Below are 17,354 nucleotides of genomic sequence, written 5' to 3' on the forward strand. Positions count from 1 at the left end.
CAACCACGGCGCCTCTATGGCAAATTTTTTATGGGAGTGGGCAGGAGAAGATGAATAACATTGAAACGTATTATCCCGTTACTCCTTTGCAGCAAGGTCTCATTTTCCACAGCTTGTTGGAACCAGAGTCCGGAGCCTATATCGTACAGATGGGGTTGAAGCTGCAAGGTCCCTTGAACATTCCGTTATTCGAACAGGCATGGCAATGCCTCGTAGACAGACACGCTATTTTTCGCACCAGGTTTATTGGCGGTAAAGTAAAAGAATACGTCCAGGTTGTCTTAAAAGAGCTGAAGGTTTCCCTGGTGGAACATGACATTATTCATCTTTCCTCCTCCGAGCAAGAATCGTTTCTTCATACCTTTGCCAAAGATGATCGCAAACGTGGTTTCAATATCGAAGAAGCGCCGTTGATGAGATTAAATCTGTTCCGGTTGAGTAGTAATACCTTTCATTTTTCGTGGACTTTGCACCACGTGCTAATAGACGGATGGAGTATGCCGCTCGTCTTCGGGGAAGTGTTTGCGGCGTACAACATGCTGTGCAAAGGGCAGCCTGTACAGCTTCCTCCGGTTAAATCTTACCGTGACTACATCGTCTGGCTGAAAAAGCAGGACTTGAAGCAAGCGGAGATGTTTTGGCGCACGTATCTACAAGGCTTCACGGAAACCACGCCACTTTCATTCGGTCGAGCGTATAAAAATCCGTACCTTGACCAGAAAAATTATCGGGAGCTAGATCTGACCGTTTCCGAGGCAATCTCCAAATCATTACAGACATTGGCTCGTCAACATCGCCTGACGGTCAACACGATTGTGCAAGGCGCATGGGCACTGCTGTTGAATCGCTACAGTGGGCAGGACGACATTATTTTCGGCGCCACAGTATCCGGACGTCCTGCGGATTTGCCTGGAGTCGAGACGATGATTGGTCTGTTTATTAATACACTTCCTGTCCGCGTGCAGGTAAGAGCGGAGGAGAGCGTAATCAATTGGCTCAAATCTCTGCAACAACAGCAAGCCGACTTCCGCCAGTACGAATATACCCCACTCGTGGAAATCCAGGGCTGGAGCGATTTGCCGCGTGGACAATCTCTGTTTGAGAGCATTCTCGTCTTTGAAAATACTCCTGTCGGTAATGCTAGCGGCGGTAGTGGAGAGAGTGAGCTTTCGATCGTAGATGTCCATTCCGAGGAGCAAACCAATTATCCATTTACCTTGGTTGCGGCGTCAGGCAAAACAATCGACATCAAGGTCAAATTTGATGAAAGCCAGTTTGAGCAATCCTCTATAGAGCGAGTTCTCGATCAGCTTCATTCACTCCTGATCTCTATCGCCACAAACGCCAAGCAACGGATTGCCGACCTTTCTATGATCAGCGAAAACGAACGTGAACAGGTTCTCGTTCAGTGGAACCAGACGGCGGAGGAATATCCGAGCGGCCTGTGCGTTCATCAGGCGTTTGAACAACAAGTGGAAAAATCACCAGATGCGATTGCCGTTACCTATAAAAACGTGGAGCTCACCTACAGGGAACTAAACGAGCGGGCCAACCAACTGGCCCATCAGCTCGTAAGCAAAGGGGTAAAACCGGATACACTCGTCGGCATATGCGTGCATCGTTCCCCTGAGATGATCATCGGCATACTCGGCGTTTTAAAATCGGGAGCTGCCTACGTACCGATTGACCCGGCTTACCCGCAAGAACGCATCGCCTATATGATCGAGGATTCTCAAACAAATGTGTTGCTGACCCAGCAGTCTCTCATGGACATCTTGCCAGCAACTCAGGCGAATATTATTTGTTTAGACAGCAATTCGTTAACGAATGAATCTGGTGCCAACGTTGATTGCAAGGTCACAGAACATAATCTTGCCTACGTCATTTATACGTCTGGTTCAACTGGGCAGCCAAAAGGGGTAATGGTAGAGCACCACAGTGTGATAAACATGGCCCATGCCTTGATCGATGCGTTTGATATTCAGCCAGCCAGTCGCGTTCTGCAATTTACCTCGTTTAGCTTCGACGTATCGGTGTCTGAGATTGTGATGGCCTTACTCGCTGGTGCGACGCTAGTCATCGAGGATCGAGAGTCCCTTTTGCCAGGCCCTGAATTGATCCAAGTTTTGCAAGAACAACGCATTACCACCGTATCCATGGTTTCTTCGGTACTGGCAGCATTGCCTGAAGCTCACCTGCCTGATCTACGAACCTTGATTGTAGGCGGAGAAGCTCCGAGCCGAGAACTTGTGGCACGCTATGCAGCGAATCGGCAGTTCTTCAACTGCTACGGTCCAACGGAAGCAACCGTATGCTCCACTATGATGCGTTGCGAAGCTGGAATGAGCAATCCGCCTATCGGTCGGCCAATTGCCAACGCGACGCTGTACGTTTTGGATGCAAATAGGCAGCCTGTGCCTATCGGCGTACCAGGTGAACTGTATATCGGAGGAAAAGGCTTGGCTCGCGGCTACTGGAATCGTCCAGAACAAACAGCAGAGCGCTTTATCAAGCATCCGTTCGGCAAAGAAGGAGAGCTACTCTATCGGACGGGCGACCTGGTTCGCTATCTGGAGGACGGCAACCTCGAATTCCTTGGACGTATGGATGATCAAGTCAAAATTCGCGGTTACCGCATTGAATTGGGTGAGATTGAAAATTCGCTGAGACAGCATCCTGCCGTCCATGAAGCTGTGGTCATCGTCCGGGAAGAAAAAGCGGGGGGCAAACGCTTGGCTGCTTATCTGGTAGCAACGGGAGACATGCCAACCGCTGAGGAGCTCGTTCTTTTCCTGAAAGAATCGTTGCCTGAATACATGATACCAGCAGGCTTTGTATGGCTGGAGACGATTCCGCTTACGGTTAATGGAAAAGTAGACCGACGAGCACTACCGGTACCAGATTGGGGACAACTTTCCACGCAGCGTAATTACGTTGCCCCCCGTACTCCTACAGAGGAGCTGGTGGCCAACATCTGGTCGCAGGTTCTCTCGGTAGAACGAGTCGGTAGCTACGACGATTTCTTTGAGCTTGGTGGCCATTCTCTTTTGGCTACGCAAACCATCTCTCGCTTAAAAGAAGCGTTTAACGTAGATTTACCGCTCCGTGCTTTATTTGAATATTCGACAGTCAACCGACTCAGTGAATGGATTGTATCCATGAACGAGGACAAATCTGGACTCTCTAGTATTCCACTCGTACCCGTTTCACGTGATCGACATTTGCCGCTTTCGTTTGCACAGCAGCGCTTATGGTTCTTTGACCGCTTGATGCCAAACAGTTCGCTCTACAACATTCCAACTGCCGTTCGTTTGCAAGGAGAGCTAAACATTGAAGCGCTCGAGCAAAGTTTGCAGATGATTATCTGCCGTCACGAGAGCTTGCGTACAACGTTCTCCGACATCAATGGGGAAGCCGTTGCGGTGATTCATCCAGAGGTGGATTGGAAACTGAACAAAATGGATATACGCGAGCTGCCAGATGATAGACGAGATGACGAAGGACAACGCTTGACCAAAGAAGATGCGAACAAGCCGTTTGACCTCGTCACAGGACCGCTCATTCGTGCGACGATTATTCAAACAGGAGAACAGGATTTCATCTTCCTGCTGAACGTACACCACATCATCGCCGATGGTTGGTCAGCGGGTGTTTTGCTCAGCGAATTATTTACCTGCTATCAGGCATTTAGCAAATCAGAAGTACCGCAACTTACCAACCTGCCTATACAATACGCAGATTATGCGGCATGGCAGCGCGAATGGCTTACAGGAGATGTATTGGAAAAACAACTGTCCTACTGGCGTGCAAAGCTGGGTGGAGCAGAACCGCTTCTCGTATTGCCGACAGATCGTCCCCGTCCTGCTGTTCAGTCCTATGAAGGAAGCAGCATCACACTGATGTATGACAAAGAATTGATGACGAATCTGCATTCTTTGAGCAAGCGCGAAGGTACGACGTTGTTTATGACGTTGCTCGCCGCATTCCAAGTATTTCTTTATCGATATACAGGACAAGACGACATTCTCGTCGGTACCCCTGTAGCAGGACGCAGTCACCAAGAGACAGAAGGATTAATTGGATTTTTCATCAACACATTGGCGATGCGAACAGATTTGTCAGGCGAGCCTAGCTTCAGAGAGGTACTTAGCCGTGTACGGGAAACAGCCTTGGGAGCCTATTCCCATCAAGATCTACCCTTTGAAAAGCTTGTAGACGAGCTGCAATTAGAGCGCAGTCTCAGTTACTCGCCTTTGTTCCAAGTGATGTTCGTTCTGCAAAATATTCCAGTTCAGGTAGAAGCGCTTGACGGGATTCGCATTTTGCCACCAAAAGGGAATCAACAGGTAGAAACAACCAAGTTTGATCTCACCTTGACGATGGCAGAGACGGCAGACGGTCTGTCCGCTACATTCGAGTACAACACATCTCTATTTAACCAGAACACAGTAGAACGAATGATCGAACACTTTACTCAGCTGCTCAAGACCGTTGCTGCCAACGCAAACCAGGCGATCACCGCTCTACAACTGATGGGAGAAACGGAGCAGCAGCAGGTCGTAACGGAATGGAACAACACCGCAATGGCCTACTCCAAGGATCATTGCGTACATGAACTGGTGGATCAGGTCGCTCATGAAATGCCCGACCAGCTGGCTGTTTTCACACGGGACCAATCCATTACGTATGCGGAACTGAATGCCAAAGCGAATCAACTCGCGCATTATCTGCAAAAACAGGGAATCGATCAGGAAAGCTTGGTAGGGATCTGCGTTGAGCGCTCGATTGAGATGCTGATCGGTCAACTGGCTATCATGAAAGCTGGCGGTGCCTACGTACCAATGGACCCCGCGTATCCCAAGGATCGACTCGCCTTCATGATGCAGGATGCAGGCATGTCGATTGTGCTTACACAAGCCAGCCTCGCAGAAAAACTCCCTGCGGGTACGAGCCAATTGATTTGCCTGGACACAGACTGGGAGTCGATCGCTCAAGAAAGTACGATGACTCCAATGAACTTGACTACGACGAACCAGCTTGCTTACGTCATCTACACATCTGGTTCTACAGGTACGCCAAAAGGGGTTGAGATTGAGCATGCCGCACTTCTCAATTTAATTTCTTGGCATCAACGCGTATATCATGTCACGTCCGAAGATCGCGCATCACAGATCTCCGGGACGGCATTTGACGCATCTGTTTGGGAAATTTGGCCTTATTTAACAAAAGGAGCCACGCTTTATTTACCAGAAGAGGAAATCCGTCTCATACCGGAAAAACTGCGTGATTGGCTCATCCGTTCTGAGATCACCATCAGCTTTTTGCCGACGCCTTTAACAGAGAGCTTGTTGGCGCTGGATTGGCCGAGCCATACCAAGCTTCGTTACATGCTGACAGGAGGAGACAAGCTCCATCACTATCCGAGTTCGAACCTGCCGTTTATCCTGGTGAACCAATACGGTCCAACCGAAAACGCAGTCGTTGCAACAGCTGGTATCGTTCCGGTAGCGACAGGACAAAGCATCGCACCATCCATTGGACGTCCGATTGACAACGTGCAAGTCTTTATTCTCGATTCGCGTATGCAGCCTGTACCCGTAGGTGTCACGGGTGAGCTATACATTGGTGGAAGTTCCTTGGCCCGCGGCTACCTGAATCGTCCCGAACTGACACAAGAGCGCTTTGTCACTCATCCATTTAGTGAAAGAGAAGGAGCACGTCTCTACCGTACAGGGGATTTAGTGCGCTACCTGGAGGACGGCAACATTGAGTTCATCGGTCGTGCAGATGATCAGACGAGTATTCGCGGATTCCGCGTTGAACTGGGGGAAGTAGAAACAGCGATTCTCGCTCACCCTGCGGTAAAAGAAGCAGTGGTCACTGTCTGCACGGACCATCAAGGGACGAAGCGTCTTTCTGCGTACCTGGTTGTAGAAGAGGACACGGAGATTACCACAAGTGACATCCGCAAAGCGCTAAAGGAAGTACTGCCTGATTACATGGTCCCTGCATTTTTTATCCCGTTAGGATATCTGCCGCTCACACCGAACGGAAAGGTAGATCGTAAAAATTTGCCTGCACCTGACTTCAATCGTCCTGAGCTGGAAGGAAAATTTGTCTCCCCAACAACGGAAAAGGAGCAACAGCTTGCCGCGATATGGAAAGATGTGCTCGGTATTGACCAAATTGGCATACACGATAATTTCTTCGAGCTGGGCGGTGATTCGATTCTCAGTATCCAGATCGTGTCACGTGCCAATCAATCAGGTCTAAGGCTCACTCCGAAGCAATTATTCGAGTACCAAACCATCGCTGAATTAGCAGAGGTCGTTGAGGAAAAAGAAGCGATCCTTGCTGAACAAGGTCCTATTATCGGCGAATTGCCGCTCTTGCCGATTCAGAAATGGTTCTTCCAGCTTCCGTTGCAGAACAGACATCACTGGAACCAATCCGTACTGCTCTCCATCCAGGCAGGCATTGATCAGGAAGCACTGAAACAAGCGGTAGGGCATTTACTCGATCAGCACGATGCTTTCCGTATGCGTTATACACAGACAGAGTTTGGCTGGAAGCAAGAGATGGAAGCGCCTAGTGATACGATTCCATTCCGGATGGAAGATCTGTCCCACCTTACACCAGATGAGCAATTCAAGGCCATCGAAAAGATTGCAGATGAGACGCAGGCAAGTCTGAATTTGTTTGAAGGTCATGTGGTTCAAGCCATTTATTTTGATTTGGGTCAAGACCAACCTAATCGTCTGTTGATTGTCGCACATCACTTGGTCATTGACGGGGTATCGTGGCGCATCATTCTCGAGGACTTGCAAAACGCCTACCAACAAATTGTCGCAGGGCAAGCGGTGAAACTACCAGCGAAAACGACCTCCTACAAAGAATGGGCGGAAGAACTGGAGCGCTATGCGAATTCAGATGCTTTGGAAAACGAAACAAAGTACTGGATGAGCAAATCCTCCGTCGATTCAGCACAACTACCTGTGGATATGACAGATGAAGGGGAGAATACAGAAGCAACGACAAAGTCCGTCAGCGCTACATTAACCAGCGAAGAAACCAAAGCACTACTGCAAAACGTACCGCAGGCATACCGCACCCAGATCAATGACGTCCTGCTAACCGCTTTGGCAAAGTCGCTTACTCGATGGACGGGTAATCGATCTGTCTTCGTAAACGTAGAAGGGCATGGTCGTGAAGAATTGTCAGAGAGAATCGATCTGTCCCGTACGATCGGCTGGTTCACCAGCATGTATCCAGTGCACCTTCAATGGGACGAAACATTCTCCGTAGGAAAAGCACTTTTGACGACCAAAGAAGAACTGCGTGCGATCCCGAACAAAGGGCTTGGTTATGGCGTTCTTCGTTACCTCCATGCGGATCAGCATATTGTCGATGAAATTTCCCGCATTCAAGCACAAGTGCTGTTCAACTACATGGGCAAAATCGATCAGATTGTCGATGGCGACTCCTTATTTGGCTGGGCACCTGAGTCCAGCGGTTCCAACCTTAGCCCGGACGCCGGGCGACACCATTTGATCGACGTAAATAGTGTCGTTGCAGGAGAACAGCTGCATGTGACGTGGCGATACAGTGAAAAGATTCATCTGGAGAGCACGATAACAGCAGTCGCGAAGGATTTTATGGATGCGCTTCGTGAGATTATTGCCCATTGCGCGACAGAGGAAGCTGGCGGTTACTCCCCATCTGATTTTCCGCTGGCTGAATTGGATCAGAAGAGCATCGACAAGCACATCGGTTCTGACCGACATATCGAGGATGTCTATACACTTTCTCCGCTCCAGCAGGGGATGCTGTTCCACTCCCTGTATGCGAGCGACAGCGGGGATTACGTCGTCCAATTTGCGATTGATTTCAAGAACCTGAATGTGCCGGTATTCGAGCAAGCATGGCAAAAGGTGATGGACCGTCATACCATTCTAAGAACACACTTTGTCTGGGAAGGTTTGAATCAAGCACACCAAATTGTCCGCAAAGAGGTAAACGTATCTCTTTGTCAGGAAGATTGGCGTCATCTGCATACGGATGTACAGGATGAGATGTTTACCGCCTTTCTGGAGGAAGACCGTAGACGAAGCTTCGATATTACACATGCACCTTTGTCACGATGGGTTGTCTTCCGAACAGGAGAAGATAGCTATCGCTTCGTATGGAGCTTCCATCACGTTCTCCTTGATGGTTGGAGTGTTCCTTTGGTACTGAACGAACTGTTTGCCTATTATGCATCGATCAGCGAAGGCCAAGAAGTTAAGCTTGGACATCCTCAGCCGTTTTCCCAGTACATTGCTTGGTTGAAACGTCAGGATATGCAGGAGGCCAAACGCTTCTGGGTAAACCAACTAAAAGGCTTCCACGAACCAACCAGCTTGGGTATGAGCAAAGCAGTAGTCACTGCGGGACCGAAGCAATACGAAGAGAAGAGCGTCCTTCTATCAGAAGAAACGAGCGAGCACTTGCAAAAATTCGTACGCGAACACCAGTTAACGCTCAATACTTTGGTACAAGCGGCGTGGGGCTGGATTCTCGGAAGCTACAGCGGGGAAGATGAAGTCATTTTTGGTGCGACAGGTTCAGGTCGTCCGGCAGACCTCTCCAATGTTGAGACGATCGTAGGTTCCTTCATTAATACCTTACCTGTCCGGATATCCTTGCAGACGAACGCGACCGTGCTAGAGTGGCTGAGAGACTTGCAGCACAGACAGTTGGAGATACGCCAATATGAATACACTCCGCTGTTCGACATTCAAGGATGGAGCGAACTGCCGCGTGGATCTGCCTTGTTTGAATCGATACTCGTATTTGAGAATTATCCGGCTGTACAAGCAACAGAGCAAGAAACAGAAGAGTCCAGTTCAGCTTCGTCCAGTGTTTCTTTGGAAATTCACGACGTAGCAGCAGTCGAACAGACGAATTATCCTCTTACCTTGGTGGCAGCACCAGGCAAGCAAGTGGCCATCAAACTCAAGTATGAGCAAAACCGTTTTGATGACGCGATGATCGACCGGGTCTTGAACCAAATTACCCAGCTCTTGGTCACTATGAGCAAGTCTCCGGAGATACATCTCGGTGACATGACATTGATAGACGATGTCGAGCGCGAGCAGGTACTCATCGATTGGAATCGCACGGAGAAAGAGTATCCACGCGAACTTTGCATTCATCAGGCATTTGAACAACAAGTCGCGAAAACTCCTGAAAATATTGCACTTGAGTATAAACAACAAGCCATGACTTATGCGGAATTAAACCAAAGAGCCAACCAGTTGGCGCATCTGCTTCTCGCTCAAGGCGTGCAGCCTGATACGACTGTTGCGATCTGCGTGGAGCGCTCCATGGAAATGATCATTGGCATTCTTGGTGTATTAAAAGCGGGAGCAGCTTATGTGCCGGTTGATCCAGCTCATCCCGAAGAAAGAATGGCTTTCATCCTGCAAGATTCACAAGCAACTGTCGTCCTGACACAATCGATACTTGCAGAGTCATTCACAAAAACGAAAGCGAACGTCATCTGCCTGGATGAAGAACTGTTCTACGAGCAGATGTCCGTAAAAAACGCACAAAGCGGTGTCGTATCAACCAATCTCGCCTATGTTATCTACACATCTGGTACCACTGGATTGCCGAAAGGGGTAGCCGTTGAGCATCGAAGTGTGATGAATATGGTGCAGGCGTACCTGAATTACTTCGAAATAAACGAATCCAGCCGTGTCCTGCAATTTACGTCATTTGGCTTCGACGTTTCCATTTCCGAGATTCTACAGGCGCTGCTCTCTGGAGGAACGTTAGTCATCGAAGATCGTGAGTCTCTGTTGCCAGGCCCAGACCTCGTTCGCACCCTTCGTGAACGTCGCATCACCAAGGTATCGATGGCATCTTCGGTACTCGCGTCACTACCTGTTGAAGAGTACCCGGATCTGGTCTGCCTTGAGGTCGGAGGAGACGCATGCAGCCGTGAACTGGTTGCCCACTATGCAAAAGGACGAAAATTTTATAATTGCTACGGACCGACGGAAGCAACAGTTGGTACGGTCATCGCTCGATTAACGGATGCTGACCAAGCCCCAACGATTGGGCGTCCATTCCCGAATACCAAGCTGTACGTGTTAGATCGAAATCTACAACCAGTCCCTATCGGTGTTCCGGGCGAACTGTACATTGGTGGCGAGAGTCTTTCGCGTGGTTATTGGAATCGTCCAGAGCTTACAGCAGAGCGTTTTATCTCGAATCCATTCGGTCAACCGGGAGAACGACTCTATCGAACAGGCGACCTCGTTCGTTATCTGCCAGATGGCAACGTGGATTACATCGGTCGTGTCGACGATCAGGTGAAAATCCGCGGATTCCGTATCGAGTTAGGCGAAATTGCAGAGGCATTGAGACAGCATGAAGCAATCAAAGAAGCAGTCGTTATTGCGCGAGAAGCAAGACCTGGTGACAAACGATTGGTAGCCTATTTGACTAATGCTTTGGAGCAGGAGACGTCCATAGACGAAATCAAGCTCTGGCTCAAAGAGAAACTTCCCGAGTACATGATCCCGTCCTATTTCATGTGGCTTCCGGAAATTCGACTGACGGTCAACGGAAAAATAGACCGCAAAGCACTACCTGCGCCAGATTGGGGCCAACTAACAGCCGTATATGTCGCTCCACGTACCCCCGTGGAAGAAATGGTCACCAACGTCTTTTCTGAAATTCTTTCCGTCGAGAAAGTTGGCGTCCATGACAACTTTTTCGAATTAGGTGGACACTCCCTGCTCGCAACGCAGACCGTTTCTCGCTTGCGGGAAATCTTTGGGGTAGATTTGCAAATTCGTACGTTGTTTGAGTACCCAACAGTTGAAGGGCTTAGTGAACAGCTCGTTATGCTGACCAAGCAAACATCCATCAAGATGGCTCCACCGATTGTAAAAGTATCTCGCAAAGAACCGCTCCCATTGTCATTTACCCAGCAGCGTTTGTGGTTCCTGGAGCAGTTCACGCAAGGAAGCTCAGTCAACAATATTCCATCGTTCCTACGGATTCAGGGAGACCTCAGCATATCCGCTTGGGAAGAAAGCTTGAAAGCTATCATACAGCGTCATGAGAGCTTGCGTACTCGCTTTGAGGTTCGTGACGGACGTCCTGTTCAAGTGATTCACCCAGAGGACGACTGGGTTATGAACCAAACCGATCTGCGGGCTTTGGACCCTGCGAAACGGGAAGCAGAAGTCAAACGCCTAGCTGAAGAGGCCACACTCGAGCCATTTGACCTGTCCAAAGGTCCGTTGCTCCGAGCCAATTTGGTTCAGCTCGATGAAAACGACTTTGTGTTCCTGTTCGTGATGCACCACATTGCTGCAGACGGTTGGTCGATGGGAATTTTGATGAGCGAATTAATGACCAATTACAAAGCGTTTAGTCAAGGAGAGGCATCGCCATTTACGGAATTGCCGATCCAATATGCAGATTTTGCCGTCTGGCAGCGTGAATGGCTACGTGGAGAGGTTCTTGATGGACAGCTCGAGTATTGGAGAGAAAAACTCAAGGGCAGCGAACCATTACTGCAACTGCCAACTGATCGACCGCGCCCACCTGTACAGACATACGAAGGAGAAAAGCTCTCCGTTCAGTTTGGAGCCGACCTCTTGGAAGAATTGCGTAATCTGAGCGGAAAAGAAACGGCTACACTCTTCATGACATTGGTTGCAGCCTTCCAAACGCTGTTGTACCGCTATACGAACCAAGAGGATATTCTCGTCGGAACTCCGATTGCGGGACGTAACAAACAAGAGACGGAGCAATTGATCGGTTACTTCATCAATACACTCGTTTTACGCACAGATATGTCAGGTCAACCAAGCTTCCGCGAATTGCTTGCACGCGTTCGTGAGACAGCTCTGGGGGCATATGCGAACCAAGACGTTCCGTTTGAAAAACTGTTAGATGAGCTGCAGCTCGAGCGTAGCATGAGCTACTCGCCGCTATTCCAGGTGATGTTTATTCTGCAAAACATCCCGATGCAGGTAGATCCTGTTGATGATATTCAGATAAGCAGCTTTGACGTCGGTGCCGAGGCCGTTACCTCGAAGTTCGATTTGACGGTGACCATGTTAGAGACATCAGCCGGTCTCATCGCTACCTTGGAGTACAACAAGGCGTTGTTTGATCACAGTACGATCGTTCGAATGGTTGATCATTTCCACAAGCTTTTGGAAGAAATCATTGCCAACCCGGATCAGTCAATCACCTTGCTACCGCTCATGCGTGAGGAAGAGGAACAACGACTCGTTACCGAATGGAATCGTACAGAAGCGCCATACCCGAAAGAAAAATGCGTGTATGAGATGATTGAGGACATGGTGGCGAAAGCCCCGGACAACATCGCTCTCATCGTAGGAGATCAAACGACTACCTATAGGGAATTGAACAGACAAGCAAACAAGCTGGCTCATTATTTACGTAAGCAAGGAGTGGGACCCGAAGTGCTCGTCGGTGTTTGCGCTCAGCGGACAACCGAGATGATGATTGGACTTTTGGCCATTATGAAAGCGGGCGGGGCCTATGTGCCAATCGACCCAAGCTATCCAGCAGACCGCATTGCCTACATCATCGAGCACTCACAGGTTCCCGTCCTATTAACGCAAGAAAATCTGCTGCCAACTCTACCTGAGCACAACGCCAAAGTGATCTGCCTGGACAATGATTGGGAAGCAGTTGCTGACGAAAGCGAGGAGAACCCGACCAAGCTCGGGAAGTCCGACAATTTGATCTATGTCATCTACACGTCAGGTTCTACAGGCAATCCAAAAGGTGTGGCACTCGAACATCGCAGTGTCAGCTACTTCCTATCGTGGGCACACGACACATTCACACCAGAGGAGATGAGCGGCGTACTGTTCTCTACGTCAATCTGCTTTGACTTGTCTGTCTACGAAATGTTCGCAACACTCACCATGGGTGGCAAAGTTATCATGGCGGAAAATGCATTACAGTTGCCAGCCTTGCCAGCAGCCAACCAGGTGACACTGATCAATACCGTACCGTCAGCGGCGATGGAGCTGGTACGTATGAAAGGGATTCCGGCGTCGGTGCGCGTCATCAACCTTTGCGGTGAGCCACTTTCTAACAAGCTGGCACAGGAATTGTACGCCTTCGAACACGTAGAAAAAGTCTTTAATCTCTACGGACCGACAGAGGACACCGTTTACTCTACACACTCCATCGTGAAAAAAGGAGCCATCAGCGAACCACTGATCGGACGACCGCAGTTCAATACGCAAGTATTTGTATTAGACAGTCATCGCAAACCAGTTCCAGTAGGGGTACCGGGAGAATTGTACCTCAGTGGATCAGGCTTAGCACGTGGCTATCTCCACCGCCCCGATCTGACCATGGAACGCTTTGTGCAAAATCCGTTCCGTGGGCCAGGAGAGAGGATGTACCGGACTGGAGATCTCGTACGCTACTTGCCAGATGGGAATCTTCAGTTTATGGGCCGGGTAGATTACCAGGTCAAAATCCGTGGCTATCGTATCGAGTTGGGCGAAATCGAATCTGTTTTGAGACGCCACCCTGAAGTCAAGGAAGTCGTGCTGGTCGCTCGTGAAGACAGAGAAGGGGACAAACGTCTGGTAGCGTACATCGTGTTTGAGGAGAATCACACAAGTACGTCTAATGACCTGAACCACTTCCTGACTGACAAGCTTCCAGCCTATATGATCCCGCAACACTTTATGATCATGGAGAGCTTACCGAAGACGCCAAACGGTAAACTGGATCGCAAAGCGCTACCGAAGCCGGAATACGACCGCTCGGAATCAGGCGTCGAATACCAAGCGCCGCAAACGCCAGTCGAAATCATGTTGCATACGCACTGGGCCTCCGTACTGGAAATGGAGAAAATCGGAGTACACGACAATTTCTTCGAGATTGGCGGTCACTCATTGCTCGCCACTCAGCTTATCTTCAAGGTTCGCGAAGAGCTACAGCTTGAGGTACCGCTTCGAATCCTGTTCGAGACCCCGACCATTGCGGGTATGGCCAAGACCATCGAGGAAATTCTCAAACACGGTCTTTCTGCTGTTTCCCATGACATCGACGCAAAGGATCTCAAGGATGAAGTCCTACTCGATCCAGCGATTCAGGCTGAACAGCCGTACGTCGGTGATCCAAGCCAGTTCCAAGCGGCATTATTGACAGGAGCCACTGGTTTCCTTGGTGCTTTCTTGTTGCGTGACCTGCTACAAATGACTGACGCTGACATTTACTGCCTGGTTCGAGCTTCTGACGAAGAGGAAGGAATGGCGCGACTCCGTAAAACATTAGAGCTATACGAGTTATGGAATGAGGAGCATGCACATCGGATCATCCCTGTAATCGGTGATTTGGCAAAGCCACGACTGAATCTGTCCGAAGATCAGTTCTCTGCGCTGGCTGAAAAAGTGGATGTGCTCTACCACAACGGCGCTCTCGTTAACTTTGTCTATCCATACGCAGCCTTGAAGAAAGCAAACGTAAAAGGGACAGAGGAAATCCTCCGCCTTGCTGTAGCCAAAAAGACCAAGCCGGTGCATTTCGTCTCCACGATTTTCACGTTTGCATCCGAAGAAACGGAAGAATCCATGGCCTTCCGCGAAGAGGACATGCCAGAGAACAGTCGCGTCCTCACTTCTGGTTATACACAGAGCAAGTGGGTAGCCGAGCATCTCGTCAACCTCGCACGCGAACGCGGCATTCCAGCGGCGATATACCGTTGCGGACGGATGACTGGGGACAGCGAAACAGGAGCATGCCAGAAGGACGACCTGATGTGGAGAATTGCAGCAGGGATTATAGATTTGGGCAAAGCTCCTGACATGAGCGGCGATCTGGACATGATGCCGGTAGATTTTGCAAGTAAAGGAATCGTTCATCTCTCCATGACCGAGCAGAGCTTGAGCGAAAACTTCCACTTGCTCAACCCGAACTCAACCGATTACGAAGACCTGATTTCAGCGATTGAAAACAGAGGTTTTGTATTGGAACGAGTCACCATGGATGAATGGATTGAGGCGGTGCAAGAAGATACGAAAGAAAAAGGCAATGAGGCCAACTCAGCCGCTCCGCTCGGCAATCTGTTCACAGACGGCCACACAAGCAGAGGAAGTGTCGTCTATGTGGGCAATAAAACGACTCGTTTGCTGCGTCAAAACGACATTGATTGCCCGGAAATTGACGAGGAAGTTTTCGGTAAAGTCCTTGATTACTTTATCAGAAGCGGCCAACTAAAATTACCGGAACAAGCCCTGCAATAAAAAAATAAATGCCCATCCGTCACCTCATTATCATGGTGGCGGGTGGGAAAATATCCAAAATAGTGATAAACTTTAAAATAACTATAAAAATTGGAGGTTTTATCCATGCCATTTGACATTCAGCTACTTGCACCTATCATTGCTATTCAATTGATCCTAGCAGTTATTGCATTAATTGACTTGGCTCGACGTGAAGCATACCGAGTTGCAGGTGGAAAAAAATGGCCGTGGGCTCTCGGCATTATCTTTATCAACACCTTGGGTCCAATCGTGTATTTCTTTGTAGGCAGAAAAGACTAGCTCAAGAGAACCGAGGAAAGGGTTGACATTCTTTGCGAGTTATTGAATGTGAAGGCCTCACAAAGGAATACAAAGACCATAAAGCGTTAAAGAACGTAACCTTTTCCGTCGATGGCATCGGTTGTGTCGGTTTTCTTGGGGGGAATGGTGCCGGGAAAACGACGACCATCCGCATCCTTACCGGGTTGGCTGCACCGACCGGAGGAAAAGTGAGAGTAGTAGGCTACGACGTCGTGACCGACCGTAATAAAGTCACAAGTGAAGTCGGATATTGTCCACAAATCCCAGCTTTTTACAACTACATGACTGCGACAGAGTGGATGCATTGGGTGGGCAGACTTTATGGATTGGACAAGCGCACAATTGCGCAGCGGACTGATGAACTCTTGGAGTTATGCGGAATCAATGAGGCGAGGAACCGCCCGATAAGCGGTTACAGCGGAGGGATGAAACAGCGTCTGGGTATTGCCCAGGCGCTCATCCACAACCCCAAGCTACTCGTTTTGGACGAGCCCGTTTCCGCGCTAGACCCCATGGGCAGATATGACGTCTTATTGCTAATTGAAAAGTTGAAGCAACATATGACCGTCTTCATGTCGACTCACATTTTGGATGACATCGAAAGAATCGCCGACCACATCGTCATCATCAAGGACGGTACGGTGGTGCTGTCGTCGAGTTTGGATCAGCTGCGAGCAAACCATGTGGAGCCATTGATTGAGTTCAAGCTTGATCAACAGGACATCGATTTAACTGATGTATTGAATGGGCTAACCTGGATTAGGGAATGGAGCCAAGAAGGCGGTATTTACAAAGTTCTTATCAATGACATGGAAAAAGCCAAGGCACTCCTGCCGCACATTCTTTTGGAAACTGGCGGGACACTGGCGTATTATCGCTTGTCCGCATCGACCCTCGAAGATATTTTCCTAAAGGTTGTGAATAACTGATGACTTCCCACCCAATGATCAGAAAAGAATTTAATGAATTGGTCAAAACCTACAAGATACTCATTATTCCGATTGTGTTTATTGCTTTAATGATTACACAACCGATTACGATGAAAATGCTCCCGGATATTTTGGCCAATTCCACTGGACTGCCGGAAGGGGCCGTCATCAAAATTCCAACCCCGTCGGCTCCGGAAGTACTTTCCACGGCGATTAGCAAATTTAGCTCACTCGGCACGTTTGTGCTAATCCTTATCGTCATGGGGTCTATTGCCGGAGAAAAAGCCTCTGGAGTAGCATCCATGGTATTCGTCAAGCCCATCAGTCGGGCGAAATACTATCTCGCCAAAGCCATTACCTACTACACGTTAACAATGGCAAGCATGCTAATCGGGATGGGGATAACTGCCTACTATACAGAGATCCTTTTCGGAAAACTTGATTGGACCCACGTATGGATCGGTACGTTGATGTACATACCGAATCTATTCCTTGTCGTCACAACAACGCTGTGCGCCTCCAGCTTTTTTAACAATGCTGTTGGTGCCGGTGGGGCCTCACTTGTATTCAATATCCTGATTTTCACGGTTCCACAATTTCTCGGTAAATTTTTGGATATGGTGTCTCCAGGCGGATTGTCAAATGCGGCAATGATGGTGATTCAAGAAAACTCAACGCTGGCGCAAGCATTCATCACAGGTTTACCGGGCCTCGCAGGTGTCTTTACACTCAACATCGTGTTTTTCTTTATGGGCTGGTACTTTTTGGAGCGATCAGAAATCTAAGGAGGAGGCGTAGA

General features: G+C 49.1%; 4 protein-coding genes. All 4 read left to right on the top strand.

Going from position 1 to position 17,354, the window contains the following annotated elements; genetic code table 11:
* Positions 1-50: 50 nt before the first annotated feature.
* Positions 51-15,305 carry a linear gramicidin non-ribosomal peptide synthetase LgrD gene (lgrD, locus tag M3630_RS01240; RefSeq protein ID WP_251250947.1) on the top strand — a complete coding sequence of 5,085 codons (15,255 nt, stop codon included), beginning with the start codon at positions 51-53 and terminating at the stop codon, positions 15,303-15,305.
* A 105-nt stretch (positions 15,306-15,410) separates the two neighbouring features.
* Positions 15,411-15,605 carry a PLD nuclease N-terminal domain-containing protein gene (locus M3630_RS01245; RefSeq protein ID WP_007729128.1) on the top strand — a complete coding sequence of 65 codons (195 nt, stop codon included), beginning with the start codon at positions 15,411-15,413 and terminating at the stop codon, positions 15,603-15,605.
* Between the two features lie 32 nt (positions 15,606-15,637).
* The gene (locus M3630_RS01250; protein WP_173607644.1) at positions 15,638-16,555 is read left to right on the top strand and encodes an ABC transporter ATP-binding protein; all 918 of its coding nucleotides are present in this window, start codon (positions 15,638-15,640) and stop codon (positions 16,553-16,555) included.
* Positions 16,555-17,340, top strand: coding sequence for an ABC transporter permease (locus M3630_RS01255; RefSeq protein ID WP_173607645.1), 786 nt, complete (start codon positions 16,555-16,557; stop codon positions 17,338-17,340). The genes M3630_RS01250 and M3630_RS01255 overlap by 1 nt, the downstream gene beginning before the upstream one ends.
* Positions 17,341-17,354 lie beyond the last annotated feature (14 nt).

The organism is Brevibacillus sp. MER 51 (assembly GCF_023714195.1).
Taxonomy (GTDB): domain Bacteria; phylum Bacillota; class Bacilli; order Brevibacillales; family Brevibacillaceae; genus Brevibacillus.

What these genes read in the sequence shown, in the direction of transcription:
- lgrD (WP_251250947.1), top strand. Translation starts at nt 51, where the DNA reads ATGAATAACATTGAAACGTATTATCCCGTTACTCCTTTGCAGCAAGGT.
- M3630_RS01245 (WP_007729128.1), top strand. Translation starts at nt 15,411, where the DNA reads ATGCCATTTGACATTCAGCTACTTGCACCTATCATTGCTATTCAATTG.
- M3630_RS01255 (WP_173607645.1), top strand. Translation starts at nt 16,555, where the DNA reads ATGACTTCCCACCCAATGATCAGAAAAGAATTTAATGAATTGGTCAAA.